Origin of the sequence: Amycolatopsis sp. NPDC026612 (genome assembly GCF_040638285.1) — a bacterium.
In the GTDB taxonomy this organism is placed as follows: Bacteria; Actinomycetota; Actinomycetes; order Mycobacteriales; family Pseudonocardiaceae; genus Amycolatopsis.
Map to the genome: position 1 here is coordinate 1 of NZ_JBEZYB010000066.1, position 26302 is coordinate 26302.

Genomic DNA, 26302 nt, shown 5'->3' on the forward strand with positions numbered 1-26302 from the left:
ACGGTGCCCTTGTTTGCCAACACCCCACCCATGGGGCCCTTCGGTGCGTTCAACGCACCGAAGGCCACATTGGGGCGCTCGGGTCAGCCCAGCGCAGCGTGCGTCGCCGCCAGCGAATCCACCAGGATGTCCAGGCCCTCCTGGGCTTCGTCCGCCGTCAACGTCATCGGCGGACCCAGCCGCAGCACGTTGCCGTGCAGGCCGCCCTTCCCGATCAGCAGCCCGCGCTTCTTCGTCTCCTCCAGCATCCGGGCGGCGGCCGCGACGTTCGGCGAAGTCGTGCCCGGCTCGATCAGCTCCACCCCGATCATCAGGCCCTTGCCACGGACCTCCGCCACGATCGGCGAGGAAGCGGCCCGCAGCCCCGACAGCAGCTGGGCACCCCGGGCCGCGCAGTTCGCCTGCAGGTCGTGGTCCTTGATGTAGTCGAGCACCGCCGTCGCACCGGCCATCGAGACCGGGTTGCCGCCGAACGTCGAGAACGACTGGGCCTGGAAGCAGTCGAGCACGTCGCCGCGGGCCACCACGCCACCGACCGCCAGGCCGTTGCCCAGGCCCTTCGCGAACGTCATCATGTCCGGCGTCACGCCGTGCGCCTCGATGCCCCAGAAGTGCTCGCCCGTGCGGCCCCAGCCCGTCTGGACCTCGTCGGAAATGAACAGCACGCCGTACGAATCCAGGACTTCCTTCATCGCGCGGAAGAGCCCGTCCGGCGGGAGGCTGAACCCGCCGACACCCTGGATCGGCTCGGCGATCAGGCACGCGACGTCGCCCGCCGTCGCCGTGTTCAGGACGTCGACCAGGTCCGCGACGCACGCGTCGATGTACGCCGCGTCCGAAAGGTCGCGGAAGGGGCTTCGGTAGCGGTACCCGCCGTGGACGTAGTCGACCTTGACCGGGCTCAGCGCCGACGCCGACCAGCCGCGGTTGCCGGTGATCGCGACCGTTCCGAACGACCGCCCGTGGTAGGAGTTCCGCATCGCCAGCACCTGGTTGCTGCGCCGGTACTGCGTCGCCAGCATCAGCGCCGTGTCGTTGGCCTCGCTGCCGGAATTCGTGAAGAACACCTTCGCGTCCGGGATGCCGGACAGCTTCGCGATCCGCTCGGCCAGCTCGACCTGCGACCGGATCAGGTAGAGCGTCGAGGTGTGCAGGATGCCCGTGTCGAGCTGCTTGCGCACCGCGTCGCCGATCTCGGCGACGTCGTAGCCCATCGAGTTGGTCAGCACCCCGGCGAAGAAGTCCAGGTAGGTGCGCCCCTGCGAGTCGGTCATCCGCCGGTCGTGCGCGTGCACGATCTCGATCGGCTCTTCGTAGAGCAAGGACATCCAGCTCGGCATGACGGCGCGGTGGCGGGCCAGCAGCTCGTCGGTCATCTCAGACGCCTCCTCTAGGTCTCCAAGGAGTATGGGGAGGCCGTGAACAGCGCTTCAACGATCAGACTGTCGGGACAACCGAGTACGGGCGCACAGTCTGTACGGACTACTCTCTGTCCTCGTGATTGACCCCAGGACTCTGCGCGATGACCCGGAAGCCGTGCGCGCGTCGCAGCGCGCCCGTGGCGAGGACGAAGGAGTGGTCGACAAACTGCTCTCCCTCGACTCCCGGCGCCGGTCCTCGATCGCGGCCGCCGACAAGCTGCGCAACGAGCAGAAGCTGCTGGGCAAGCAGATCCCGAAGGCGCCGCCGGAGGAGAAGCAGCGGCTGCTGGCCACGGCCAAGGACCTCGCCGCGCAGGTCAAGGCCGCCGAGGTGGAGCAGAACACCGCGTCGGAGGAATTCGACCAGCTCTTCCGCACGGTGCCGAACCTCGTCCACCCGGACGCGCCGGTGGGCGGCGAGGACGACTTCACCGTCGTCAAGCACGTCGGCGAACCGACGAAGCTCGGCTTCACCCCGCGCGACCACCTCGAGCTGCTCGAAGCGCTCGGCGGCGTCGACATGGAACGCGGCGCGAAGGTTTCGGGCTCGCGGTTCTACTTCCTCACCGGCATCGGCGCGCAGCTGCAGCTCGGCCTGCTCAACATGGCCATCGCGCAGGCCCTCGAGAACGGCTTCACGCCGATGATCACGCCGTCGCTGGTCCGCCCGGAGATCATGGCGGGCACCGGCTTCCTCGGCCAGCACTCGAGCGAGATCTACCACCTCGAGGACGACGACCTCTACCTCGTCGGCACGTCCGAGGTGCCGCTCGCCGGCTTCCACGCCGACGAGATCCTCGACCTGACCGACGGCCCGAACCGGTACGCCGGCTGGTCGTCCTGCTACCGGCGCGAGGCCGGCTCGTACGGCAAGGACACCCGCGGCATCATCCGCGTCCACCAGTTCGACAAGGTCGAGATGTTCGTCTACGCCAAGCCGGAGGACGCCGAGGCGGAGCACGAGCGGCTGCTCGGCTGGGAAGAGGAGATGCTCGCGAAGATCGAGGTGCCCTACCGGGTGATCGACACCGCGACCGGCGACCTCGGCACGTCCGCGCACCGCAAGTTCGACTGCGAAGCGTGGATCCCGACGCAGGAGACCTACCGCGAGCTGACCTCGACGTCCAACTGCACGACGTTCCAGGCCCGCCGCCTGTCGGTCCGCTACCGCGGCGAGAACGGCAAGCCGCAGATCGCCGCGACGCTCAACGGCACCCTGGCCACCACCCGCTGGATCGTCGCGATCGTCGAGAACCACCAGCAGGAAGACGGTTCGGTCCGGGTGCCGGAGGCCCTGCGCCCGTTCGTCGGCGGCAAGGAAGTCCTCACGCCCCGCTGATTCGAGTGGATCCGCGGTGCTGCTCCGTTCGTCCCAGTACAGTCCGGGCCGAACGGGAGAGGACTCTTCGCATGCGGATGAAGTGGCAGGCCGCGGCGGCGGTGGCGGCCGCGGCCGTGGTGGCAGGCTGCACCGTGACGGTCGGCGGTTCGGCGTCGCCGGTGCCCGGCCAGGGCCCGGTCACCCAGGCGGTCGACGCCTGCTCGTTGCTGAGCCCGGAGCAGCTCGACGCCCTCGGCTACCGGTCGCCGGGGAAGCCCGTCAAGGAGAACAAAGCGCGGCTCCAGCCACCGATGTGCCTGTGGAACTCGAAGGACGACGTCGAGCCGCCGGCCGTGCTCGACGTCGGCCTCGCCACGGACATGGACTTCGGCGAGTACCTCTCCGGGGCCGTCCCGAAGTCCTCGCCGCAGCAGATCGGCGGCCTGAACTGGGTGCAGTACGGGTCGATCCTGCCCGACGACTGCACGTTCTACGCCACGCTGGGCGCCAAGTCGTTCGCTTACGTCGGTGTCTCGGCGGGCAAGCTCGACAAGTCCTGCGAGCTGGCGAGGCGGGCGATCCCGCAGGCCGCGGCGCACCTGCCCGGCGGGCAGGACGCACCGCCGATCACGGCCTCGGCCAAACCGGGGCCGGCCGGGCCGCTGCTGTCGGTGGACCCGTGCACGATGCTGAAGCCGGACCAGGTGGCGCAGCTGACGAACATCTCGCCCGCGGGGGAGAAGGACACCTCGTCCACGGTGCCGGACGCGTCCTTCTGCCTGTGGGACGACACCGACGGCGACGACGGCCAGAAGGCGTTCGAAGTCTGGCTCGGTCCCAGCACGCCGGTCGGGGAGTGGCCGGGGACGAAGAACGTCAACCCGACCGAAACCGTCGACGTCGGCGGCAAGAAGTGGGGCCTGTTCCCGAACATGGGCGGCCTGCGGGTGACCTGCGGGGCGACCCTGGCGATCACCGACACGTCGTCGGTGCAGGTGGTCAGCGGGTTCATCGGCGACGACGCGAAGACCTGCGACCTCGTGAAGCAGGGCCTGCCGCTGGTGACCGCGAACCTGCCCGGTTAGCCCTCTGAGACCTGGTCCGCGATGTGGCGCGCGATCTCCAGCGCGCTCGTCGCGGCCGGTGACGGCGCGTTCAGGACGTGCACCTGGTCGCGCGCGGTCTCGATGAGGAAGTCGTCGACGAGCGAGCCGTCGCGGCGCATCGCCTGGGCGCGCACGCCCGAGCCGTGGCGGACGATGTCGTCCTCGGTGACGGCCGGGACGAGCCGCGCGAGGCTCGCGGCGAAGCGCTTCTTCGAGAACGACCGCCGGACCTCGTCGAGCCCGGTCGGGAAGGCGTACTTGCGCGCGAGCCGCCAAACGCCGGGGAAGGTCGCCACCTCGGCGACGTCCTTCGCCGAGAAGTCGCTCCAGCGGTAGCCCTCGCGGCGCAGCGCGAGCACGGCGTTCGGGCCGGCGTGCACGCTGCCGTCGAGCATGCGCGTGAGATGCACCCCGAGGAACGGCAGTGTCGGGTCCGGCACCGGGTAGATGAGGCCCTTGACGAGGTGCCGCCGGTCCGGCTTGAGCTCGTAGTACTCCCCGCGGAACGGCACGATCCGCGCGGACGGCGTCAGCCCGGCCAGCCGCGCGACGCGATCGGAGTGCAGGCCGGCGCAGTTCACGAGCGCATCGGCTTGCACGACGTCGTCGCCGGTCGCGACCTCGACCCCGCCGTGGGTCCCGGCCCGGATGGCCAGTGCGGGACTGTTCAGCCGGAGGTCGACGCCGGCTTCGTCGAGCAGCCGGACGAGCGTGTGGCAGACGGCCGGGAAGTCGATGATCCCGGTGGATTCGACGCGCAGGGCGGCGACGCAGGAGACTTCGGGCTCGTACTCGCGAGCTTCGGCGGGTGAGATCGGCTTGGCCGGAACGCCGTTGGCCTCGGCCCGCTCGGCGAGGGTGTTCAGGGCCGGAATCTCGTTCTCGTGGGTCGCGACGACGAGCTTCCCGCACACCTCGACGGGCACGCCGTACTGGCGCGCGAAGTCCACGATGGACCGATTGCCGGCGACGGACATCCGCGCCTTGAAGGAGCCGGGCTTGTAGTAGAGCCCGGCGTGCACGACGTTGGAGTTGTGCCCGGTCTGGTGCGCGGCCCAGCGGGATTCCTTTTCCAGGACGGTGACGTCCAGCCCTCGCCTGGTCAGTTCCCAGGCCACGGCCAGACCGACGATCCCGCCTCCGACGACTACGACGTTGCGCACGATCGACCAGGCTACGCGAGTCCGCGGTGCTGCTGCTCCTGGCGCTACCTAACGTTCGTCAGGTACTTTACCTAACCAATGTCAGGTAAGCGATTGACCCGGGAAGCGCGACGCGAGCGGATCCTCGCCGCGGCCGGCGAGGTGTTCGCCTCGGTGGGTTACGACGCCGCCGGGATGCGCGAGGTCGCGGCGGCCGCCGGGATCAGCACGCCGGTGCTCTACGACCACTTCCCGGCGAAGGCGCAGCTGTACGCGGCCCTGCTGGAGTCCGAAGTGGACAGACTGCCGGCCGGCTGGGCCGAGCGGCCCGTGCCGGGCGATCCGGAGCAGCTGCTGCACAGCCGCGTTTCGGCGATCTTCCAGTGGATCGAGTCCCACGAGCGCGGCTGGCGGATGATCTTCGCGGAGCCGCCGTCGGACCCGGCGGTCGCTTCGGTGCACCGAAGCGGTCAGGCCCGGGCGACGGCCACCCTGGCTTCGCTCTTCCACGGGGTGCCGCTGGACCTGACCGCCCGCATCCCGCGCCCGCTGGCCGACGAGGTGCTGGCCGAAGCGTGCAAGAGCGCGCTCAACTCGATCGCGACGTGGTGGTGGCGCCACCGCGACATTCCGCGTGAGGAGGTGGTGGCACTGACGACCGACCTGCTGTGGCGCGGGCTCGCCACGCTGACCAAGGGGGAACGATGAGAGCACCCGGCCGGCATCCGGACGTCGGCGGCTCGCGGACCCGGGTGTTCGTCCACACCGGGGTGCGTGACGAAAGGGTGCCCCGCCGATCATCGCCCCGGAGGAAACGAGTGCTCCAGCGCCTTCTGGGCCGTCATCCCCAGCCCCGCCGCATAAGCCCGCTCGAACCCGGTCACCCCCAGCGCTTCCCCCACCCGCCGCCGCACCGCCGCAACGTCCGGGTCGCCGCTGATCGCCGTGCCGCGCACCGCCGCCGCCGCGCCCAGCAACACCGCCGCCTGCTCCGGCCGCGCCACCTCCGCCAGCCCCTCCAGCGCGAACGCCACCACGTCACTCGCGTTCCACTGCCGTCCGACCAGCAACGCCTCCCGGTGGAACGCCGCCGCCGAGGACGCGTGGCCCTCCGCCGAAGCCAGCCGGCCCAGTGAGACCAGCGCCGTCGCGCGGACCGCCTCCGCCGCGAACGAGCCACCCGCGCACTCCGCCAACGCGCGCTCGAGCAGCTCGCGGGCCGCGGCCAGGTCGCCGGAGAGCCGGGCGAGGTTCGCCGACCCGACGTACGCCGCCGCGCGGGATTCCGGCATGCCCGAACGGCGGGCCGTGACCGCCGCCAGCTCGTAGTCCGCGCGGGCGCCGGAGAAGTCCCCCGACAGCAGGTGGGTCCACGCGCGGCGGCAGATCAGGTCCGCGACGTCGTCCGTCGCGCCGATCTCGCGCATCAGGCCCAAGGCCTCGTCCATCAGCGGCAACGCGGCCGCGTACTCGCCTCGCCAGGTCAGCAGCTGCGACAGGTGGTCGAGGGCCATCGACAGGCCCCACCGCTCGCCCAGCGCGCGGAACTGCGCGACGCCCTCGCGCAGACCGTCCTCCGCGCCGGCCAGGTCGCCCGCCAGCATCGCCCGCAGGCCCAGGCCCATCGGCAGCAGCGCCCAGCCCCACGCGTCACCGGTGGCCAGCGTGCTCTCACCGCGGCCGAGCAGCTCGACGTCGTCGTCGCCGGGCGGGCCGGCCACCACCGCGAGCAGCATCACCAGCATCGGGTGCCGGGGCGTGGTGTCCTCGTACCTCGCATACCGCCGGACCAGCGGCAGGTACTGCTCCAGCGACTCGTGCGGCCGCCCGGCCAGCGCGCCGAGCACGCACACCACGAACTCGTCGACGTACTCCTCGCGCAGCTCCGGCGGGCACCGAGAAACCACGGCCAGCGACAACCCGGCGCCCTCGAACCGCCGCCCGCGCATCCACCAGTACATCGCCAGCAGCGGCACCAGCCGCAGCGCCAGGACGACGTCGTTCTCGGTGGCCCAGCGCAGCGCGGCCAGGATGTTGTCGTAGTCGGCGTCGATCCGCGCCAGCCACGTCAGCTGCTCCGCGGTCCGCAGCAGCGGATCCGCTTCTTCGGCGAACCGCAGGAAGTACTCGGCGTGCGCGCGGTGGAACGCCTCGGCCTCGCCCGCTTCGGCGAGCTTCTCCGCGCCGAACGCCCGGATCGTCTCCAGCATCCGGAACCGGCCGCCGACGGCCTCGACCAGCGACTTGTCGGCCAGCTCCGGCAGCAGGTCGACGTCGGCGCCGCACACCTCGGCGGCGGCCGAGGCGGTTGCGCCGCCGGGGAACACCGTCAGCCGTCGCGCGAGCTCGCGTTCTTCGCCGGTCAGCAGGTCCCAGCTCCACTCGACGACGCCGCGCAGCGAGCGGTGCCGTGTCTCGGCCGTCCGGCTGCCGCGGGACAGGAGCCGGAACCGGTCGTCGAGCCGGGCCGCGATTTCGCCGAGGTCCAGCGTCCGGACGCGTGCCGCGGCCAGCTCCAGGGCCAGCGGCAGGCCGTCGAGGGCCGCGCAGAGGTGCTGGACGTCGCCGATCGTCGAGTCGTCGACCGCGAAGGCCGGATCATTCGCGGCCGCGCGGTCGGCGAACAGCCGGACGGCCGCGAACTCCCGGGCCCGCGCGGCGGAGGTCCCGGGCGGCGGGACGGTCAGCCGCGGCACCGGCGCCAGCTGCTCGCCGGTGATCCCGAGCGGCTCCCGGCTGGTGGCCAGCACCCGCAGCCGCGGGCACGCGGCGAGCAGGCGCGCGGCCAGCCGGGCCGCCACGTCGACGACGTGTTCGCAGTTGTCGAGCACCAGCAGCACCGAACGGTCGCGCAGCGCCGAAATCAGCCGCTCGACGGGGTCCTGCGGGCCTCCGCGAGCGCTCTCCCGCAGGCCGAGTGTGTCCAGCACCGCGCCGGGGACGTCGGCGCCGCCGTGCGGGGCGAGCTCGACGAACGCCACCGGACCGGCCTGGGCCGCGGCGACCTCGACGGCCAGCCGGGTCTTGCCGGTGCCGCCCGGGCCGGTCAGCGTCACGAGCCGGGCGCGCGCCAGCAGCTCCGCCACCTGCCGCAGCTCGGCGTCCCGGCCGACGAAGCTGGTCAGCTGCGCGGGCAGCGCCGGCAGCACCGGTTTCCCGGTTTCCGCGCGCAGCACGGCGAGGTGGGCTTCGGCGAGTTCCGGGCCCGGGTCGGCGCCCAGTTCGCCGGCCAGCGTGCGGCGGGCGTCCTCGAACGCGGTGAGCGCGTCGGCCGGGCGTCCCGCCGCGGCCAGCGCCCGCACCAGCTGCGCGCGCGGCCGTTCCCGCAGCGGCTGCGCGGCGACGGTCTCCCGCAGCCCGCCGAGGAGGTCTTCGGCCTGCCCGAGGGCCAGCCGGGCCTCGACGTGGTCGTCCACCGCGTCCGCCCGCAGCTGGTCGAGCCGCGTCGCCTGTGCGGCAGCGAACGGCGCGTCCGCCAGGTCGGTGAACGCGGGTCCGCGCCACAACGCCAGCGCCTCGCCCAGCACCTGTGCGGCGCGCGCGTGCTCGCCGTTCTTCAGCAGCGCGCGGCCTTCGCGGGTGCGCTGGTCGAAGCGGTGGACGTCCACTTCGCCCGGTTCGGTGGCCAGCCGGTACCCGGCCGCGGTGAACTCGACCGGCGCGAGCTCCTTCAGCGCCGTGCGCAGCCGCGAGACCTGCGACTGGAGGGCGTTCGCCGCGCCCTCCGGCGGGTGCTCGCCGTACATGCCGTCGATCAGCCGTTCGGCCGCCACGAACCGCCCGGCCTCGAGGGCGAGCAACGCCAGCAGCGTCCGCGACCGCGGGCCGCCCACCGTCACCTGCGTGCCGTCCGGGCGCCACGCGGCGACGGCCCCCAGCACCCCGAATCGCATGGACCCAGCCTAGGACGTCCCCCACCTGCGGTAAGCGACCTTCGAAAGGGGAGTTCGGCGTGGGGCTGTGAATCACCTGAGCGTGCGTCTATACACTTCGCCGGGTCCCCACGCAATGGGAGAGGTATGCCGTCAGAGAGCATTGCCCTCGGTCAGCCGACCGTCGGTGAAGAGGAGCTCGCCGCCGTCGCGGAGGTCTTCCGGTCCGGCTGGCTGGCCGGTGCCGGCCCCGCGTGCCGCCGGTTCGAAGAGCGGTTCGCCCAGGTCACCGGCACGGCGCACGCGCTGACGACCGCCAACTGCGGTTCGGCCCTGTTCCTCGGGCTCAAGGTCCTCGGCGTCCAGCCGGGCGATGAGGTGATCGTCGGCGACTACACCTTCCCGGCGACCGGCCACGCCGTCGTCCAGGCCGGCGCGACCCCGGTGTTCGCCGACATCCGCCCGGACGTCTTCAGCGCGGACCCGGCGCACGTCGAAGCCCTGGTCACCCCGCGGACCGTGGGCATCCTCGCCGTCGACGTCGCCGGCCAGCCCGGTGACTTCGACGAATACCGGGCGATCGCCGACAAGCACGGCCTCTGGCTCTTCGAGGACGCCGCCTGCGCCGCGGGAGCGACGTACAAGACGCGCCCGGCCGGCAGCCTCGCCGACCTCGCCGCGTTCTCCTTCCACGGCCGCAAGGGCATCACCGCGGGCGAGGGCGGCGCGCTGGTCTCCGACCGCGAAGACCTCATCGCGCACGCCCGCAAGCTGCACACCTACGGCATCGAGCCGGCGATCAGCCGCGAAGGCTCGGACACGCTGCCCATCCCGGAGTTCCACGAGCTCGGCTACAACTTCCGCCTCTCGGACGTCCAGGCCGCGATCATGAACGTCCAGCTCGACCGCCTCCCGGACCTCCTCGCCGCCCGCCGCTCGGTCGCGAAGCGCTACCACGAGGCTTTCGCCGACGTCGGCGCGCTGACCGTGCCGGTGGAGCTGCCCGACCGCGAGCACCCGTGGCAGGCGTACCTGCTCACGGTCGCGCCCGAGGTCAGCCGCGACACGCTGGCGCTGCGGATCCGCTCCCAGGGCGTCCAGTGCAACTTCGGCACGTACGCCTCGCACCTGCAGCCGATCTACGGGCCTCAGGCCCCGCTGCCCGTCTCGGCCGACGCGTTCGCGCGTCAGCTCGCCATCCCGATGCACGCCAACCTGACCGACGCGGAAGTCACCCGCGTCGCCGAGGTCGTGCGTGAAGCCGTGCAGTCCCTGTCCTGAAGCCGCCGACCGAGGAGAAATTGGTGTCCGACAAGAAGGTCGAGTTTTCTGGGGCCGAGCCCCAGACCCCGGCCGGGGGGCAAGCCCCCCTGGACCCCCCGAAAAAGGTGCTGTTCACCGGGGGCGGCGGCTTCATCGCCGCGCACGTGATCCCGCTGCTGCTCGAGGGCGGCTACACGGTCCGGATCTTCGACAACATGACCCGCGGCGACCGCGCCCGCGTCAACGAGTTCGTCGCCACCGGCCAGGTCGAGCTGGTCGAGAAGGACGTCCGCTACGGCGGGGCGGTGCGCGAGGCGATGCGCGGCTGCACGCACGTCATCCACTTCGCGACGGTGTCGATCAACAAGTCGATCGCCGACCCGCACGAGTCGATCGACATCAACATGATCGGCAACCACAACGTGTTCGCCGCGGCGGCGGACGAGGGTGTCGAGCGGCTGGTGTTCGCCTCGACCGCGTCGGTCTACGGCGACCCGAAGCGGCTGCCGATGCACGAGGACGACGAGCTGCGGCCGCTCACGCCGTACTGCATCTCGAAGCGCGCCGGCGAGGACCTGCTCGGCTTCTACGAGCGCACCAAGGGCCTGTCCTGGAACGCGCTGCGGTTCTTCAACGTGTACGGCCCGGGCCAGAAGATCGAGGCCTACTACACCTCGGTGATCAACCACTTCATCCAGCGCCTGCGCAGCGGCCGGCCGCCGATCATCGACGGCCGCGGCGACCAGTCGATGGACTTCGTGCACGTCACCGACCTGGCGCAGGCCGTCGTCGCGGCGCTGGAGTCGGAGAAGGCGAACCTGCCGATCAACATCGGCACCGGCATCGACACGTCGATCGCCGCGCTGGCCAAGATCCTCATCGAGGCCGTCGGCGTCGACGTCGAGCCGCTGTTCAACGAGCGGGACGTGCTGGTCTCGCGGCGCGCCGCCGACATCAGCCGGGCGCGGGAAGTGCTGGGCTGGGAGCCGCGGATCACCGTCGAGGACGGGATGCGGGATTTGGTCAAGGAAACGGAGTGAATGCCACCGCCGGGCCTGCCCAGGGGCGTGCGATGCGCATCGCGGTGGTGAACAACTTCTTCCCGCCCCGCGTGGGGGGCAGCGCGCACATGGCGGCCTCGCTGGCGGCGCAGTTCGCCGAGGCCGGGCACGAGGTACTGGCGATCACCGCCGCCTACGGCGATGCCCCGGCCGACGAGGAACGCGACGGCTACCGGGTCGTGCGCTTCCCGGCGACCAAGATGCCGCAGATCGGCCTGTCGATCGACTTCGACATGAGTTTCGCGTCGGTGCGGCCGGGCAACTGGCGGCGGCTGTGGAAGCTGCTGGACGAGTTCAAGCCGGACGCGATCCACCTCCACGGCCAGTTCTTCGACCTGTCGTGGCTGGCGGGGATCTACGCGCGGCGGCACGGAGTCCCGGCGCTGCTGACCATCCACACCCTGCTGATCAGCGACAACAAGCTGTACGGCGGCGTGTTCCGGCTGCTCGACGCGGTGCTCGTGCGGCCGATCCTCGCGTACATGCGGCCGCGGTACGTGATCCTCGACAAGCTGGGCGTCGACTACTGCGTCGAGCGCTACGGCACCAGCGACGCGAACTCGGAGTACTTCCCGATCGCGGTCGACACCGGGCACTTCGCGAAGCCGGTGACGAAGGACGTCCGCGCGGAGCACGAGATCGGCGACGCGCCGCTGATCGTTTCCCTCGGGCACGTCATCCCGCTGCGCAACCGGCTGCCGCTGATCGAGGCGCTGCCGTCCATCTTGGCCAAGCATCCCGGGGTGCGGGTCGTCGTCGTCGGCCGCGTCTACCACGACGCGTTCCTGAAGCGGGCCGCGGAACTGGGCGTTTCGGACGCACTGATCGTCACCGGCGCGGTGCCGAAGGAAGACGTCCCGGCCTACTTCGCGGCGGCGGACATCGTCACGCACGACCTCAACGGCGGCTGCGGCACGGCGTCACTGGAGGCGATGCTGTCGGGTACGGCGACGATCGCGTCGGTCACCGAGGACAACTACCCCGGCATCGAGCTGCGCAACGGCGAGAACGTGCTCCTGGTCCGCCCGGACGACTCGGAAGCCGTGGCCCGCACGGTGATCGAGCTGCTCGACGACCCGGAGCGGCGGGCCCTGATCGCGCAGCGCGAGAGCGAGCTGGTGCGGTCGAACTTCGGCCTCGACGTCGTCGCCGAGGAACACCTGAGGACGTTCGAGAAGCTGGTGTCGGAAGCCGATGTTCTTCGATGACGAGCGCAGCCACCGGCTGCGCCCGCAGATCCTGACCGAGCTCGTCTCGCAGTACATGAACGACGCCGAGCGCGCGCAGTTCTACGGGCTGCCTTCGACGTGCCGCGTCCGCGAGCGAGTGAAGATCATCAGCCCCGAGAACCTGAAGATGGGCGACCACTGCTGGGTGGGTGAAGGAGCGGCGCTCGACGCAAGCGGCGGCCTGGAGATCGGCGAGCACACCAGCATCGGGCTGAACACGCTGATCTTCACGCACTCCAGCTGGCTCGCGAACATGACGCTGCAGAACCACTCGGGCAGCGACCTGATCGAGCGCAAGCCGGTCAAGATCGGCAAGGGCTGCTTCATCGGCGGCCTGGTGGTGATCATGGCCGGCGTGACGATCGGCGACTTCGCCACGGTCCAGCCGAACTCGGTGGTGGCGAAGGACGTCCCGCCGCGGACGCTGGTGGCGGGCAACCCGGCCCGGGTGTTCCAGCGCTACGACGACGAGTACATCCAGTCCGAAGTGGAGCGGGTCCGGGCCGAGAACGCCCGCCGCCGCGAGATCGCGGAGGAACGCGGCGGCGAGGCGGCCGGCTGGGGCGCGCCGTCGGGCGACTTTTCGGAGTAGTTTTCGCGGTGTTCCCCGCTTCGCGATGGAGCCCGCCGGCAGGGCACCCTCGAAGTGGATGACGGCGGCGCCGACGTCGTCGCCGGCGCCGCCGTCGGGGAGCCGCCCGAACACGTGGTGACGCAGGTCAGCGGCGTGCGGCGGCGAAGATTTCCCCCGTGGAGCACCTGAGGTCAATCTAGCTCTCGGTAACTGCGCGCGGTGTTGCGGTTACGCAACGTTTCAGCGCGGACTCCCGAGACGGGCGCGAAGCAACCTTAGCGGCACCTCGGCCGTCGCTGGGAGGACGAAAGAGGTGACGCATGGCGCGAGGCGACGAGGAGTTCGCGGAATTCGTCCGCGCGTCCTCGGCCCGGCTCACCCACGCCGCCTTTCTCCTCACCGGCGACCGCCACCAGGCGGAGGACGCCGCCCAGACCGCCTTCACCCGCACGTACGCGGCCTGGTCGCGGGTCCGGCACAAGGACGCCTACGGCTACGCCCGGACCGTCCTGATGAACCACGTCATCGACGGCTGGCGGCGGCCGATCCGCGAGTACGCCACCGAAGCGATGCCCGAGCGGCCGGACCGCCTCGACGTCGACAAGGCCGTCACCCAGCGCGCGTGGCTCACCGCGGTGCTCAAGACGCTGACCGACCGCGAACGCGCTGTCGTCGTGCTGCGCCACTTCTTCGACCTGCCGGAAGCCGACGTGGCCCGTGAGCTGGGCGTTTCGCTGGGTACCGTGAAGAGCACGAATTCGCGGGCACTGGCCAAGCTGCGGGTCGTGGCCGACCCGGAGGACTCGTTGATCGGAAGGAGCGGGAGGTGAACGATCTCGACGACTTCCGCGCCGCCCTCCGGCAGCCGCCCGGCAAGCCCTTCGCGGAACCCGACCTGGCCAGGATCATGGCCGACGGCACGCGCCTCCGGCGTCGCCGCCGCGTGCTGACTGCCACCGGCGGGGTCGCCGCCGCGGCCGCTGTCGTGCTCGTCGTGGTGTTCGCCATCCAGCTGCGGCAGCCCGCGCCCGCGCCCGCGCCGGTCGCGCAGCCGCCGTCGCCCGCCTCGGTCACGCCCACGAGCACCCAGCCGCCCGCGGAGCGGGCGATCGGCGAGGTCGTCGGTACCGGCATCAAGACCCGCGCCGGCGAGCTCGTGCTCTACGCGCGGGCCATCGACTTGCCAGGGCGGCTGGACATCCACTTCGGCCTGGTGGCGGGCTTCCGGTCCGGCAGCTCGCTGCAGCCAGCGCTGGCGACGAACGAGGTCCGCGGCTCCGACCGGTCGTTCGGCTTCCACGCCACCGACGGCGGCGAGGTCGTCGGCGATCAGCTGATGCCGGTCTTCGGCTACTTCGCCGGCCCGGCGGCCAGGATCACCACGACCGTCCGCGGCGCCACCGTCGAGGCCAAGCTGGCGAAGTGGACCGCGGACCCGAACGTGGTCATCTTCTGGTTCGACCCCGACGCCGTCCCGGACTCCGCCGTCCTGACGCCGCTGGTCGCCTACGACGCCGACGGCAAGCGGCTCACCAAGTAGCCCCTCCGGTCACCAACTTGGCCGTTCCGGTCACCAACTTGGCCCCTCCGGTCACCAACTTGGCCGTTCAGGCACCCCGCCGAACCTTTCGCCGCCGGAGCGCTCCTTCGATCTCACTCAGAACTCTCCCCGGCGAATCGAATACGTCCTTGCGCGCGCGGATGACGATCCACCCCCGTGCGGTCAGCCTCCGGTCACGATCGGCGTCTTCGGCGGTGCGGTCTTCGTGTGCTTCGTAGCCGTCATATTCGAGGGCGATCCGCAACGACGGCCACGCGAGGTCGAGGCGATACATGACCGCGCCGGACAGCGAGAGAACCTCGTGCTGGAGCACCGGAGCCGGGAAGCCCGCCTGGATCACCAGCAGCCTCAGCCGGCTTTCCTGCGGTGACTCCGCTTTCCCCGAACCCAGGCAGAGCAGTGATTCGGCGATGCGGGTACCACGACGGTCCGCACGGTCAGCCAGCTGCCGATCGATCTTCGCGACCAGTGCCCGGGCCTGCGGGTCACCGAGCCCGGACAAGGCTTCGTCCAGACAGGCAAGAGCACGCCACGATGGCGGGCAGCACAGGACGTCCGCGATCACCGCTTCGAGTTCGAACACCGGCAGACCATGCCGTTCGACGACATCTTCGCGGGCGAAATGGCGGTGGTGAACGACGAGCCCCTTCCTGGACTTCGCCCAGTGTGAGTAAGGGACTGTCACGTGCACGTCGGTGGTCGTCAGCACGGTGCAGCCGTGCAGAGCGGCAGCTGTGTCATGGGAGAGAACGGCTTCCGAGCCGACCACCAGCAACCCCGCGGCCGCGCGGGTCAGCGGATCCAGCTCCCGGCTGCCCAGGACGACCACCCCTCGCCAAGGCTGGACCAAGGAGCGGTTACCGAGGGCAGCGCGCAATGCCCGGTTGCCGATGGTGCTGCTTACCTGTTGACGGGATTGGGCGCCGTGCCGCGCAGGGAATGTCGGGTCCATGTCTCACAGCGTGTATCACCGGTGTCGCATTGGGTGAGAAGACCGCAGATCTGTGGACAACTTGATCCGATGTGGATAACTCGGGCGACCCGTTGGCCAAATTGGTGACCGGGGCGGCCAACTCGGTGACCGGGGCGGCCAAGTGGGCGGTACCCGCTAGGCCGCCGCCTGCGTGAGGACCTGCTCGACGACGTGGTGCGACGGCAGGATCAGGTCGCGCTCGGTGTCGGCGTCGATCTTGCCTTCGAGGAGGTCGCAGAAGCGGTCCAGCTGGGTGGCCAGCGGCTCCCGGGCCGTTACGAGCTCCGGGATCTCGATCACCGTCTGCTGCCGGTAGCCGAGGCCGTCCGGGGTGACGGAGTCGTGCGAGATGTGCCGGTAGATCGTGACGTCGCGGCGCAGCAGGTCGATCTCGATCAGCCGGTCGAGCTCCGACACCATCAGCGACCGGACCTTCCGCTGCCCCAGCCGGGACGCCGACACCGTGGCCAGGCCGGTCGGGAACGACAGGACCGTCTCGATGGTGTCCTCGGCGCCCTCGGCCGACTGCGGGTGGAAGTAGCCCGCGCCGGAGGTCACCCGCGACGGCGTCGCGCCGCCGAAGAACTGGATCGCCAGGTCGACGTCGTGCACCAGCAGGTCCCACGCGACACCGGTCTTGATCCGCGGCGCGTACGGGCCGTGCCGGCGCGCCATCAGGTGGATCGGCTCCTGCACCAGCGCCCGCGCGGTCATCACCGCCGGGTTGTAGCGCTCCAGCAGCCCGCACATCAGCGGGATGTCGTTCTTCGCCGACAGCGCGACGATTTCCTGGGACTTCTCGAAGCTGTTGCAGACCGGCTTCTCGACCAGCATCGGCTTGCCCTGGCGGAAGATCTCCTGCGCCAGGTCGTAGTGCACCTCGGTGGCCGACGCGAGCACGACAGCGTCCACATCGGACAGTGAGCCGATCTCCGGCGTCCACTGCGTCTCGTACCGCTCGGCGACGGCCCGGCCCGCTTCCTCGCGCGGATCGATCACGCGCACCAGGTCGACGCGCTCGTTGCCGGCGAGCACGCGGGCGTGGAGGGAACCCATGTTCCCCGTGCCGACAACAGCGATCCGATGCGTCATGCGCCCAGTACCTCGCGAACGGTTTCGATGATGGTGTCCAGGTCGGACTCGGTCAGGTGCGGGTGCACCGGCAGCGAAAGCGCCTGCTCCGAAACGGCGCGAGCCACCGGGAAGTCCTCGACGCGCGCGCCCGGGATCAGGTCGTGACCCGCGTAGCAGTCGTAGTCGAAGACGATCTTCGGGTAGTAGATGCCGTTGCCGATCCCGCGCTCGGTCAGCGCCGCGGCGAGCTCGTCGCGCGAGAGGAACGCGTGCGGCCCGACCAGCACGGTGTACTGGTGCCAGACGTGCTCGCGGCCCGGCAGCACCTTCGGCACCTCGAGGCCCGGCGTGCCGGCGAGGCCCTCGGACAGGCGCTTCGCGTTCGCCTGGCGGGCGGCGGTCAGCTGGTCGAGCTTCGCCAACTGCGGGATGCCGACAGCGGCGTGCAGGTCGGTCATCCGGTAGTTGTGGCCGGCGACCTCGTACTGGTAGCGGGCGCGCATGCCCTGGTTGCGCAGCACGCGCAGCTTGTCGGCCAGCGCGTCGTCGTCCGTGGTGATGACGCCGCCCTCGGCGGTGGTGATGTTCTTCGTCGCGTACAGCGAGAAGCAGCCGATGCCGAACGAACCGGCCTGCTTGCCCTCGAACGACGCGCCGACGGCCTGCGCCGAGTCCTCGATCACCTGCAGGCCGCGCTCGGCGGCCAGAGGCGCGAGCTTGCCCATGTCCGCGGTCTGGCCGTAGAGGTGCACCGGCATGAGCACCTTCGTGCGGTCCGTCACGGCGGCCGCGGTGCTTTCGGGGTCGATCGCGAAGTCGTCGCGCCGGATGTCGGCGAAGCGGACGGTCGCGCCGGCCTCGAGGATCGCGTTCAGGGTCGCGACGAAGGTGAACGGCGAGGTGATGACCTCGTCGCCCGGCTTCAGGTCCAGGACCTGCAGGGCGGCGACCAGCGCGGTGGTCCCGTTGTTGACCGCGACCGCGTGCTTCGTCCCGGAGACCGCCGCAAAGGCGTCTTCGAAGCGCTTGACCATCGGTCCCTGTGCGATGGCGCCGGAGCGCAGCACCTCGACGACGAGGTCCTCCGCGTCGCGGACGTCGACCACAGTGATGGGGATCATGGGGCAGTCTCTCTCGGCAGGCGATTTCGGTGCGTCCGGTACAGTGAGCCGCCGGTTCTGCGCCCGGCCGCCCTGCAGCAACGCGGGCCACACGTTACCGGGCGCGGTAGCACGCCCAGTACCCAGCCGCCGACGAACGGATACCCGCCCGTGGCCAACCGCATCCACCCGACCGCCGTCCTCGGTGAAGGCGTCGAACTCGGCGACGGCAACGTCATCGGCCCGTTCGCGGTGATCGCCGGGCCGGCCCGGATCGGCGACGGCAACTGGATCGGCCCGCACGTGACGATCGGCACGCCCGGCGAGGACCGCAGCCGTCCGCACCCGGCGGCTTGGGAAGATGCACCGACCGGTGACCCGGATCACGACGGCCACGGCGTCGTCATCGGCAGCCGCAACCGGATCCGCGAGTACGTGAGTGTCCACCAAGGGACCTGGCGGACAACGACCGTCGGCAGCGACGGCTACTACCTCCGCAACAGCCACATCGCGCACGACTGCCTGGTCGGCGACGGCGTGACGATCGCCTCCAACGCCGTGACGGGTGGCCACTGCCACGTCTGGGACGGCGCGAACCTCGGCATGGGCGCGATCCTGCACCAGAAGGTCGTGATCGGGCCCGGCGCGATGATCGGGATGGGCTCGGCGGTGCGGCGGGAGATCGGCGCGTTCACCATCGCCGTCGGCAACCCGGCCCGCGTCACCGGCGTCAACGTGGTGGGCCTGTCGCGCCGCGGCCTCGACGAGGCGACCATCGAGGCGCTCGGGCCGTGGCTGAAGGGCAAGGAAGGTCTCCCGGACGTCACGCTGCCCGAAGACCTCTCTACCTTGGTAAAGGCGTGGGACGCCCGCCCGCGCGAAGAGCACTAGGAGCAATGCAGATGTCTGAAGTCGCCCCCAAGCTGCGCGAGGTCTTCGTCGAGGCGCTGGACCTCGATGGCGGTGTGGACGTCGAAAACCTGAAGTACCGCGACCTCGAGGCGTGGGATTCGGTCGGCCACATGGCGCTGGTCGCGGCCATCGAGGACGAGTTCGACGTCGAATTCGACACCGACCAGGTCATCGACATGTCGAGCTTCAAGGTCGCCGTGGACATGGTGACCGAGCTGCAGTCGAAGAATGACTGATTTGTCGCTGTCGGGTCGCGTCGCGCTCGTCACCGGCGGGACGCGGGGGATCGGCCTGGCCACCGTCCGCGCGCTCGTCGAAGCGGGCGCGACGGTGGTGCTCACCGGCCGTGACGAAGCTCGCGCGAAGGACGCCGCGGCCGCCGCGGGTGCCGCAGCCGGGCTCGCCCTCGACGTCACCGACGCGAAGGCAGTGTCTTCGCTGGTCAGGGGTGTCGCGAAGGAGCACGGAAAGCTCGACATCGTCGTCGCGAACGCCGGGATCATGGAGGACGCGCTCCTCGGGATGATCAAGGAAGAGCTCGTCGACACCACGCTGAGCACGAACGTCGCCGGCACGCTGCACACCGTCCAGGCCGCGGCCCGGGCGATGATGCGCAAGAAGACCGGTTCGATCGTGGTGCTCGCGTCGATCGTCGGCGAGTACGGAAGCGCTGGTCAGACCGTGTACGCAGCCTCGAAAGCGGCGGTGGCGAACATCGCGCGGTCGGCGGCGAAGGAACTCGGCCGGTCCGGTATCCGCGTCAACGCGGTCGCGCCCGGCGTGATCGAGACCGACCTGACCGCGGGCCTGAGCGAGGACGCGAAGGCGGAGAACACCGGCAAGACACCGCTCGGGCGGCTCGGCCGGCCCGAGGACGTGGCGAAGGCGATCCGGTTCCTGGTGAGTGATGAGGCGTCCTTCATCACCGGCCAGGTACTGGGCGTCGACGGAGGCTTGGTGCTGTGACGTTGCTGGGTGCGGGAGCTCGGCTGGTGGACGTGGCCGGGGGCCGCACGCTGGCGGGGGCGGAACTGGCGGCCGAGGTCGGCCGCGCGGGGGAAGCGCTGCGCGTGCTGCCCACCGGTGTCGTGTTCGCGCGGATGGCGATCGACCTGCCGAGCGTGCTGACCTACCTCGGCGCGTTCGAGACCGGGCGGGCGATCGCGCTGATCGACCCGGCACTCGACGTCGACGTGCTGGCCGGACTGGTCGAGCGCTTCCGGCCGGCGGCCGTGCTGTCGGCAACCGGTGCCGCGCCGGCCGGCTACACCACGCGGGGGGCCGACTGGGTCCGGGCGAGCGACGAGGGTGTCCAGCCGCACCCCGACCTCGCCGTCCTGCTCCCGACCAGCGGATCAACCGGCAACCCGAAGCTTGTCCGGCTCAGCAGGCAGAGTCTTCTGGCCAACGCCGACGCCATCGCCCAGGTGCTGCACATCGACGCCGATGAGGTCGCGCCCACCTGCCTGCCGCTGCACTACAGCTACGGCCTCTCGGTGCTGAACTCGCACCTGGTGCGGGACGCGACCGTCGTGATCGAACCGTCCGGCGTGCTCGGGCGCGGGTTCTGGGACGCGGTGAACACCCACGGCGTCACGTCGCTTTCGGGCGTGCCGTACCACTACGAAATGCTGCGGCGGCTCAAGTTCGACCCCGCGAAGTACCCGACGCTGCGCACCTTGACGCAGGCCGGCGGGAAGCTGCGCGACGAGCTGATCACCGAGTTCAACGAGAAGATGCTGGCCGTCGGCGGCCGGATGTACGTCATGTACGGCCAGACCGAGGCGGCGCCGCGGATGACGACGGTGCCGGCCGAACGGCTGGCCGAAAAGCTCGGTTCCGCCGGGCCGGCGCTGCCGGGCGGGAAGTTCGCGGTGCGCCGGGACGACGGTTCGGAGACGACGCACCCCAAAATCGTCGGCGAGGTCGTCTACCGTGGGCCCAACGTGATGATGGGCTATGCGGACGACGAGTCCGGACTGGCCAAGGGCGACGAGTACGGCGGCGTACTGGCCACCGGTGACCTCGGGTACCTCGACCAAGAGGGGTACCTGTTCATCACCGGGCGCCTCAAGCGCATCGGCAAGGTGTTCGGCAACCGCATCAGCCTCGACGACCTCGAGCAGGCCGTGCGCACGGCGGCGGTGGGGATCGACGTGGTGGCCGCGGTACCCGCCGGCGACAAGGTGGTGCTGTTCGCCGAAGGGGCGGACAAGGACATCTGCAAGGACGCGTCGCGGGCGCTGTCCGAGCGGCTGCACCTGCACGTCAGCGGGTTCGACGTCCGCCCGATCGACACCGTGCCGCTGCTGGCCAGCGGCAAGATCGACTACCGGTCCCTGGAGGCGAAGGTATGAGTGTGTTCACTCGGTCGCAGGCCGACCGGGAAGCCTTGCTGCTGCCCGAGCTCGTGTCCCTGACGGCCCACCACCGGGACAACTCCGCGGGCTACGACCGGATCCTCGCGTCGCTGGGGATCGCGCCGGACGCGTCGTTCGCCACGATCGCCGACCTGCCCTGGCTCCCGGTGCGGATGTTCAAGACGCACGACCTGAAGTCCGTGCCGGACAGCGAGGTGTTCAAGACGCTGACGTCGTCGGGCACCACCGGCGCCGGCGCGTCGCGGATCTACCTCGACAAGGAAGCGGCGGGCGCGCAGACCAAGCAGCTGGGCGCGACGCTGCAGGAGGTCCTCGGCGGCGAGCGGCTGCCGATGCTGATGGTCGACACGATCGGCATCATCAAGAACCGCCGGTCGTTCTCCGCGCGCGGCGCCGGCGTGCTGGGCATGGCGAACTTCGGCCGCAAGCACACGTACGTGCTGGACGAGAACGACCAGCCGGACGTCGAGGCGGTCAAGAAGTTCCTGGCCGAATACGGCGGCAAGCCGTTCCTGATCTTCGGTTTCACCTTCATGGTCTGGCAGTACCTCTACGAAGTCGCGCGTGACCACAGGCTCGACCTGTCCAACGGGATCCTGATCCACAGTGGTGGCTGGAAGAAGCTGATCGACCGCGCGGTGGACAACACGGAGTTCCGGCGGCGGTTCAAGGAGGACACTGGGCTCACCCGGATCCACAACTACTACGGGATGATCGAGCAGATCGGCACGGTGTTCCTCGAAGGCCCGTCCGGGAATTCGCTCTACTGCCCGGACTTCGCCGACGTCGTCATCCGCAACCCGGAGACGTGGGAGGAGCAGCCGGTCGGGGAGCCGGGCGTGATCGAGGTCGTCTCGACGCTGCCGCGGTCCTACCCCGGGCACGTGCTGCTCACCGAAGACCTCGGCGTGTACAACGGCATCGACGACGGCGACTGGCCGGGCAAGCACTTCTCCGTGCTGGGCAGGCTGCCGAAGGCGGAAGCCCGCGGCTGCTCCGACACGTTCTCCGGAGCGGCGGCATGACTTCCCTGACTCAGCGTTTCCCCGCGGCGGCACCGGTCGAGGTCGGTGCCCTGGTCGGCGAGCTGCGCGCCGAACCGCCGGGTGGCCGGTTGAAGGTCGGCGACCCGCGGATCGTCGAATTCGTCACGAAGTTCGCGCGCAAGCTGCTGGCCCCGGCCACCGCGCGCCGGTTCCCGGAACTGGCGTCGCTCGGCTTCTTCCTGCGCAAGGGCGAACTCGCCAAGGCACTGTCCACCCTGGACACCCGGAACGGCGCACTGCGGTTCCCGCGCGGGCTGGTGTTCCACGTGCCGCCGGCGAACGTCGACACGATCTTCGTCTACTCGTGGGCGCTGTCCGCGCTGGCGGGCAACCACAACGTCGTGCGGGTCTCGTCGCGTTCGGCCGGCGCCGCCGAGGCGGTGCTGGAGGCGCTGAACTCAGCACTGTCCGAAGTGGACGCTTCGACCGCCGCCGCGATCACGGCCACCCAGCGGATGGTGACGTACGACCGCAGTGACGAGGTGAGCGGCGCCCTGTCGCTCGCCGCGGACCTCCGGGTCATCTGGGGCGGCGACGGCTCGGTCGCGGCCCTGCGGAAGTACCCCCTCGCCCCGCACGCGCGTGACCTGACGTTCCCGGACCGTTCGTCCTTCGCCGTCGCCTCGGTGGCGGGCTGGCAGCGGGCGTCGGCGGCCGAGCGCCAGGCGGCCGCCGAGGGCTTCTACAACGACTCGTACTGGTTCGACCAGGCCGCCTGCTCGTCACCGCGCGCGGTGTTCTGGATCGGCGACGAGCCCGGCGCCCGGGCGGCCGGTCAAGAGTTCCGGACCCTGCTGGCGGCGGTGCTGAAGACGAAGCAGCACGTCACGGAGCCGGCGATGGCGGTCCAGAAGCGCGTCTCGGCGTACGGCGCGGCGGTCGACGGGCTCGTCAAGGAGATCGAATTCCAGGGCAACGGCCTGGCCACCCTGGAGCTGGCCGATCCGGCGGTGCTGCCGCGCGAGTGGCTCGGCGCCGGCACCTTCGCCAACGCCCGCGTGTCTTCGCTGTCCGATCTGGTGCCGACCGTCCTCCGGAAGGACCAGACGGTCAGCCAGTTCGGGTTCACCGCCGAAGAGCTGACGGCGTTCGCGCATGAGCTCGCCGGCCGTGGCGTCGACCGGATCGTGCCGTTCGGGTCCGCCCTGACCTTCTCGGCGGTGTGGGACGGCTACGATCTGCTCTCCGAGTTCAGCCGCCTGGTCACGGTCCAGGCCTGAGGAGAGCCGTCGATGACGACAGTTGAGGACCTGCCGGCTGCGGGCAAGCAGCCGAAGTCCACCCGGGCGAAGATCCTCGACGTCGTCCGGTGGGTGGCGATCCTGCTGGTCATCGGCTTCGCGGCGAAGCAGCTGGCGGCCAACTGGGGCGAGTTCTGGCACACCCTGCGCGACGTCGCCTGGGAGTCGTCCCTGCTGAGCCTGCTCGCTCTGGTCGCCGCGATCCTGGTGTCCACCTGGGGCTGGCAGATGATGGTCGACGACCTCGGCGAGCCGATCGGCTACGCCCGTGGCGCGCAGATCTGCCTGGTCGGTTCGCTCGGCAAGTACGTGCCCGGCTCGGTCTGGGCGTACCTGCTGCAGATGGAGCTGGGCCGCAAGGCGGGCCTGGCCCGGGCCCGGATCTTCACCGGCTCCCTGATCCAGCTCGGCGTGGGCATCGTGTCGGCACTGGTGGTGTCGCTGCTGGCGGCGCCGGCGGTGTTCAGCAACAGCCCGCACGCGCTGTGGCTGTTCGTGCTCATCCCGCTCGGCCTGGCGATGCTGCATCCGAAGATCCTCACCTGGGGCACTTCGCTCGTCCTGCGGATCCTCCGCCGCCCGCCACTGGCGCACCCGCTGGGCTGGCGGGTGATCGGCAAGGTGTTCGCCGCCTCGACGGCGGCGTGGTGCCTGCAGGGCGTCCACCTGTGGCTCCTGGCCAACTCGGTGGGCACACCGGGACTCAGCGGCTTCGTGCTGTGCGTGGGCGCGATGGCCGTGGCCATGACGGTGGGCACGTTCGCGTTCATCCTCCCGAGCGGCGTCGGCGTCCGCGAGGTGGCCCAGGTCGCGGTCCTGACGGCCAGCGGCCTGACGGTCGGCCAGGCCACGGCGTTCGCGGTGGCTTCCCGCGTGATGTTCACGGTGGCCGACCTCCTGACCGCGGGCCTCGCGGCCGTGGCGGCCCGCTCGGCCCGGCCGGCGGTCACCCCGGCCTGAGCCGGTTGTCCACCGGTTGTCCACAGCTGTTGCGCACATGTGGACAACTCGCGCCTCAGGCCGTCAGCCGGTAGATCACCGCGTCCGGGTTGCGGTAGACCTCCGTCAAGAACGGCTCGTCCGCCAATCCGACCAGGCCCGGTTGATAAGGCTTGCCGGGTTCGGTGGACGGCTTTCCCAAAATCACCCACCGGACGTTCAACCGCCGCACCGCCGCCCGCACCTCGGAGTCCGTCGAATAGTCGCGAAAGCGGTTCGCCAGCACCACCGCGTCCCGGGGTGGGGAAGTTTCGTCGAAATGCCCGGCGACCGTTCGAATTCCCGTCAAAGCGTACGTCCAGGCGGTTCCGTCGAACCGGTCGTTCATGGCCCACTCGCCGGGCTTGGCCAGTGCACCGAGTTCCGCCATCGCCGACTCCTCGCCGGGCGTCACGCGGAGCGTCGACGGGTCCGCCGCGTGGTAACCCAGGGACACCTGGGCTCCGTTGGACCGGACGTACAGCCCGTTCGAAAGCAGCACGAACCCCAGCAGCACCACCACCGCGAGGGCCGCCGACGGCACCCGGGAGGGCAGCCGGTCGCGCAGCCACGCCTGCGTCGAGGCCAAGCCGTGGGCCGCCAGGACCGACAGCGGGATCGCCGCCATCGAGAAGAACCGGTACGGGTCGTCCCACCAGGGCCGCGACAGCGCCATCACGAGCGGCGCGTTCGACGACGCCACCGCCAGGTACGCCAGGCCCGTCACCGCCGCAGTCAGGCCGATCCAACGCAGCTCGCCCGCCCGGGCGAAGAACACGATCCCCAGGAACAACGCGACCGACAGCCACACCTGCGGGTGCGCCTCGAAGTGCTGGAACCCCAGCAGCGCACCCAGTGCCGTCGAGGCGCGGTACTCGCTCGGCCAGCCGTAGTACGGCAGCGTGCTCGTCGCCAGGCCCAGCGCGCCGAACAGCTGCAGCCACGCCACCAGCAGCGACACCACCGCGATCGGCAGCAGCGCGAGCAGGTCCCGGCCGAGCCGGCGCCGCTCCACGAGCCAGCGGTGCACCAGCAGCGGCCCGGCGAACAGGAGCCCGCCGAACAACGTCGACGAGTGGACGCACAGCAGCCCCACCGCGGCCAGCACCAGGACGAGCCCGGTGTCCGGCGCGACCCGGTCCAGGTACCGCCGCAGCGCCACCGCGGCCAGCGGGGTCAGCGTCACGCCCAGCGCGAACGGCAGCAGCGGCCCGCGGTCCATCGACTCGTAAACGCCCATCACCGGCGTCACCGCCGTCAGCGCCACCGCGCCGGCCAGCACCGCCCGGCCGCGGAACTCCCGCACCAGCGTCACCAGCGACAACGCCAGCAGCGCGGGCAGGAGCACGGTGTTCGCGTCCAGCGTCTCCGGGATCGACGCCCCGCTGAGCCGGTAGGTCACCGCCGCCACCAGGTGGTAGGCGTTGGGGTAGAACACCGGCGCCGCGTCGCCGTACCAGTTCACGTGGCCGGTGCCGAACAGGCTGCCGTCCCCCGTGTCGGCGATGTAGCGGACCGCGTTGCCGTGGTAGACGGCATCGAAGCCCTGGGGCAGCACGCCGAGGTGACCCAGCCCGAGCAGCGTCGCGGAGAAGCCGATCGCCGCCGCGAACAGCAGGCACGCCACCACCGCCAGGTGCCCGCGCTGCGCCCACAGGCCGGGTTCGGGCGCCGGCGGCCGGCGGCGCACGGTGAGCCTCCGGGCACCGAAGGCGACCGCGGTGAACGCGACGGTCGAACCGGCGTAGGTCAGCGGGGTGAACGACACCCCCACCGCGGCGGTCCACGGGCCGGTCAGCCCGCCGATGGCGTAACTCAGCAGCGGCGCGAGCCCGGCGAGGGCCCAGCCGCGCAGACCCGCGGCGAGACCCGCCAGGAGACCGGGCACGGCGATGACGAAAATGGCGATGCCGACGGAGAGCACGGTGGAGCCTAAGCCGGTAATGGTCAGCCGGATGCGCTGGGTGGATACCCCGTTCGGCGCTTTTCCGAGACGTCACTTCAGCCGTCGGACGCAACACCCGATCGGGTTATATTGACGGGTGAA

The 26302-nt window shown here is 70.7% G+C and carries 23 protein-coding genes; 16 read left to right on the top strand and 7 right to left on the bottom strand.

The genetic code is table 11. The features are described from left to right. Positions 1–83 precede the first annotated feature (83 nt). Positions 84–1376: an aspartate aminotransferase family protein gene (locus AB0F15_RS35665; RefSeq protein ID WP_360280380.1), complete on the bottom strand. Its 1293-nt coding sequence runs from the start codon at positions 1374–1376 to the stop codon at positions 84–86. Positions 1377–1497: 121 nt separating this feature from the next. Here AB0F15_RS35665 and serS point away from each other — a divergent pair, with 121 nt between their 5' ends. Both serS and AB0F15_RS35675 read left to right on the top strand, forming a co-directional pair. Then, positions 1498–2760, top strand: coding sequence for a serine--tRNA ligase (gene serS / locus AB0F15_RS35670; protein ID WP_360280383.1), 1263 nt, complete (start codon positions 1498–1500; stop codon positions 2758–2760). 71 nt (positions 2761–2831) lie between these two features. Then, positions 2832–3827 (top strand): DUF3558 family protein, encoded by a 996-nt coding sequence (locus AB0F15_RS35675; protein ID WP_360280386.1) that lies wholly within the window; start codon positions 2832–2834, stop codon positions 3825–3827. Here the strand turns inward: AB0F15_RS35675 and lhgO are convergent. After that, positions 3824–5011 (bottom strand): L-2-hydroxyglutarate oxidase, encoded by a 1188-nt coding sequence (lhgO, locus tag AB0F15_RS35680; RefSeq protein WP_360280389.1) that lies wholly within the window; start codon positions 5009–5011, stop codon positions 3824–3826. The two genes, AB0F15_RS35675 and lhgO, sit on opposite strands and share 4 nt — an antisense overlap. A gap of 93 nt (positions 5012–5104) precedes the next feature. Between lhgO and AB0F15_RS35685 the strand changes: the two genes are divergently transcribed. Continuing rightward, positions 5105–5698 (top strand): TetR/AcrR family transcriptional regulator, encoded by a 594-nt coding sequence (locus tag AB0F15_RS35685; protein ID WP_360280392.1) that lies wholly within the window; start codon positions 5105–5107, stop codon positions 5696–5698. A gap of 89 nt (positions 5699–5787) precedes the next feature. Here the strand turns inward: AB0F15_RS35685 and AB0F15_RS35690 are convergent, their stop codons facing one another. After that, positions 5788–8883, bottom strand: coding sequence for a BTAD domain-containing putative transcriptional regulator (locus AB0F15_RS35690; protein ID WP_360280395.1), 3096 nt, complete (start codon positions 8881–8883; stop codon positions 5788–5790). 126 nt (positions 8884–9009) lie between these two features. Between AB0F15_RS35690 and AB0F15_RS35695 the strand changes: the two genes are divergently transcribed. The 6 genes from AB0F15_RS35695 to AB0F15_RS35720 all read left to right on the top strand — a co-directional run bounded on the left by AB0F15_RS35695 (position 9010) and on the right by AB0F15_RS35720 (position 14529). Next, complete coding sequence (locus AB0F15_RS35695; RefSeq protein ID WP_360280398.1) at positions 9010–10143, top strand: DegT/DnrJ/EryC1/StrS family aminotransferase; 1134 nt, start codon at positions 9010–9012, stop codon at positions 10141–10143. An 89-nt stretch (positions 10144–10232) separates the two neighbouring features. Beyond that, positions 10233–11165 (top strand): NAD-dependent epimerase/dehydratase family protein, encoded by a 933-nt coding sequence (locus AB0F15_RS35700; protein WP_360280479.1) that lies wholly within the window; start codon positions 10233–10235, stop codon positions 11163–11165. A 32-nt stretch (positions 11166–11197) separates the two neighbouring features. Then, positions 11198–12394: a glycosyltransferase family 4 protein gene (locus AB0F15_RS35705; protein ID WP_360280401.1), complete on the top strand. Its 1197-nt coding sequence runs from the start codon at positions 11198–11200 to the stop codon at positions 12392–12394. Next, positions 12381–13007 carry an acyltransferase gene (locus tag AB0F15_RS35710; RefSeq protein WP_360280403.1) on the top strand — a complete coding sequence of 209 codons (627 nt, stop codon included), beginning with the start codon at positions 12381–12383 and terminating at the stop codon, positions 13005–13007. Before AB0F15_RS35705 ends, AB0F15_RS35710 begins: the two co-directional genes overlap by 14 nt. 302 nt (positions 13008–13309) lie before the next feature. Next, entirely contained in the window at positions 13310–13819 is a 510-nt protein-coding gene (locus AB0F15_RS35715; RefSeq protein WP_360280406.1) for a SigE family RNA polymerase sigma factor, read from the top strand. Beyond that, on the top strand, positions 13816–14529 hold the full coding sequence (locus AB0F15_RS35720; protein WP_360280408.1) for a hypothetical protein: 714 nt from the start codon (positions 13816–13818) through the stop codon (positions 14527–14529). The genes AB0F15_RS35715 and AB0F15_RS35720 overlap by 4 nt, the downstream gene beginning before the upstream one ends. A 67-nt stretch (positions 14530–14596) precedes the next feature. Here AB0F15_RS35720 and AB0F15_RS35725 read toward each other — a convergent pair whose 3' ends face one another. The 3 genes from AB0F15_RS35725 to AB0F15_RS35735 form a co-directional block, all read right to left on the bottom strand. Continuing rightward, positions 14597–15502, bottom strand: coding sequence for a DUF559 domain-containing protein (locus AB0F15_RS35725; protein ID WP_360280411.1), 906 nt, complete (start codon positions 15500–15502; stop codon positions 14597–14599). A gap of 156 nt (positions 15503–15658) precedes the next feature. Continuing rightward, on the bottom strand, positions 15659–16615 hold the full coding sequence (locus AB0F15_RS35730; protein ID WP_360280414.1) for a Gfo/Idh/MocA family oxidoreductase: 957 nt from the start codon (positions 16613–16615) through the stop codon (positions 15659–15661). Next, positions 16612–17718 (bottom strand): DegT/DnrJ/EryC1/StrS family aminotransferase, encoded by a 1107-nt coding sequence (locus tag AB0F15_RS35735; RefSeq protein ID WP_360280417.1) that lies wholly within the window; start codon positions 17716–17718, stop codon positions 16612–16614. Before AB0F15_RS35735 ends, AB0F15_RS35730 begins: the two co-directional genes overlap by 4 nt. A 150-nt stretch (positions 17719–17868) precedes the next feature. On the opposite strand from AB0F15_RS35735, the gene AB0F15_RS35740 reads away from it, so the two are divergent. Genes AB0F15_RS35740 through AB0F15_RS35770 form a run of 7 tightly spaced genes read left to right on the top strand, consistent with a single transcriptional unit; the run spans position 17869 to position 24237 of the window. Then, positions 17869–18588, top strand: a complete 720-nt coding sequence (locus tag AB0F15_RS35740; RefSeq protein ID WP_360280420.1) for a UDP-N-acetylglucosamine acyltransferase — start codon at positions 17869–17871, stop codon at positions 18586–18588. An 11-nt stretch (positions 18589–18599) separates the two neighbouring features. Further along, positions 18600–18845 (top strand): acyl carrier protein, encoded by a 246-nt coding sequence (locus tag AB0F15_RS35745; RefSeq protein ID WP_360280423.1) that lies wholly within the window; start codon positions 18600–18602, stop codon positions 18843–18845. Further along, the gene (locus AB0F15_RS35750; protein WP_360280426.1) at positions 18838–19575 is read left to right on the top strand and encodes a glucose 1-dehydrogenase; all 738 of its coding nucleotides are present in this window, start codon (positions 18838–18840) and stop codon (positions 19573–19575) included. The genes AB0F15_RS35745 and AB0F15_RS35750 overlap by 8 nt, the downstream gene beginning before the upstream one ends. Continuing rightward, positions 19572–20966 (top strand): AMP-binding protein, encoded by a 1395-nt coding sequence (locus tag AB0F15_RS35755; RefSeq protein WP_360280429.1) that lies wholly within the window; start codon positions 19572–19574, stop codon positions 20964–20966. The genes AB0F15_RS35750 and AB0F15_RS35755 overlap by 4 nt, the downstream gene beginning before the upstream one ends. After that, positions 20963–22015 (top strand): acyl-protein synthetase, encoded by a 1053-nt coding sequence (locus AB0F15_RS35760; protein ID WP_360280432.1) that lies wholly within the window; start codon positions 20963–20965, stop codon positions 22013–22015. The genes AB0F15_RS35755 and AB0F15_RS35760 overlap by 4 nt, the downstream gene beginning before the upstream one ends. Further along, positions 22012–23256, top strand: a complete 1245-nt coding sequence (locus AB0F15_RS35765; protein WP_360280435.1) for an acyl-CoA reductase — start codon at positions 22012–22014, stop codon at positions 23254–23256. Before AB0F15_RS35760 ends, AB0F15_RS35765 begins: the two co-directional genes overlap by 4 nt. 12 nt (positions 23257–23268) lie before the next feature. Then, positions 23269–24237 (top strand): lysylphosphatidylglycerol synthase transmembrane domain-containing protein, encoded by a 969-nt coding sequence (locus AB0F15_RS35770; RefSeq protein ID WP_360280438.1) that lies wholly within the window; start codon positions 23269–23271, stop codon positions 24235–24237. A gap of 55 nt (positions 24238–24292) precedes the next feature. Here the strand turns inward: AB0F15_RS35770 and AB0F15_RS35775 are convergent, their stop codons facing one another. Beyond that, positions 24293–26179, bottom strand: coding sequence for a DUF6541 family protein (locus tag AB0F15_RS35775; RefSeq protein WP_360280441.1), 1887 nt, complete (start codon positions 26177–26179; stop codon positions 24293–24295). Positions 26180–26302: the final 123 nt, after the last annotated feature.

What these genes read in the sequence shown, in the direction of transcription:
- AB0F15_RS35665 (WP_360280380.1), bottom strand. Translation starts at nt 1,376, where the DNA reads ATGACCGACGAGCTGCTGGCCCGCCACCGCGCCGTCATGCCGAGCTGG.
- AB0F15_RS35675 (WP_360280386.1), top strand. Translation starts at nt 2,832, where the DNA reads ATGCGGATGAAGTGGCAGGCCGCGGCGGCGGTGGCGGCCGCGGCCGTG.
- AB0F15_RS35690 (WP_360280395.1), bottom strand. Translation starts at nt 8,883, where the DNA reads ATGCGATTCGGGGTGCTGGGGGCCGTCGCCGCGTGGCGCCCGGACGGC.
- AB0F15_RS35695 (WP_360280398.1), top strand. Translation starts at nt 9,010, where the DNA reads ATGCCGTCAGAGAGCATTGCCCTCGGTCAGCCGACCGTCGGTGAAGAG.
- AB0F15_RS35705 (WP_360280401.1), top strand. Translation starts at nt 11,198, where the DNA reads ATGCGCATCGCGGTGGTGAACAACTTCTTCCCGCCCCGCGTGGGGGGC.
- AB0F15_RS35710 (WP_360280403.1), top strand. Translation starts at nt 12,381, where the DNA reads ATGTTCTTCGATGACGAGCGCAGCCACCGGCTGCGCCCGCAGATCCTG.
- AB0F15_RS35715 (WP_360280406.1), top strand. Translation starts at nt 13,310, where the DNA reads ATGGCGCGAGGCGACGAGGAGTTCGCGGAATTCGTCCGCGCGTCCTCG.
- AB0F15_RS35725 (WP_360280411.1), bottom strand. Translation starts at nt 15,502, where the DNA reads ATGGACCCGACATTCCCTGCGCGGCACGGCGCCCAATCCCGTCAACAG.
- AB0F15_RS35730 (WP_360280414.1), bottom strand. Translation starts at nt 16,615, where the DNA reads ATGACGCATCGGATCGCTGTTGTCGGCACGGGGAACATGGGTTCCCTC.
- AB0F15_RS35735 (WP_360280417.1), bottom strand. Translation starts at nt 17,718, where the DNA reads ATGATCCCCATCACTGTGGTCGACGTCCGCGACGCGGAGGACCTCGTC.
- AB0F15_RS35745 (WP_360280423.1), top strand. Translation starts at nt 18,600, where the DNA reads ATGTCTGAAGTCGCCCCCAAGCTGCGCGAGGTCTTCGTCGAGGCGCTG.
- AB0F15_RS35750 (WP_360280426.1), top strand. Translation starts at nt 18,838, where the DNA reads ATGACTGATTTGTCGCTGTCGGGTCGCGTCGCGCTCGTCACCGGCGGG.
- AB0F15_RS35760 (WP_360280432.1), top strand. Translation starts at nt 20,963, where the DNA reads ATGAGTGTGTTCACTCGGTCGCAGGCCGACCGGGAAGCCTTGCTGCTG.
- AB0F15_RS35765 (WP_360280435.1), top strand. Translation starts at nt 22,012, where the DNA reads ATGACTTCCCTGACTCAGCGTTTCCCCGCGGCGGCACCGGTCGAGGTC.
- AB0F15_RS35770 (WP_360280438.1), top strand. Translation starts at nt 23,269, where the DNA reads ATGACGACAGTTGAGGACCTGCCGGCTGCGGGCAAGCAGCCGAAGTCC.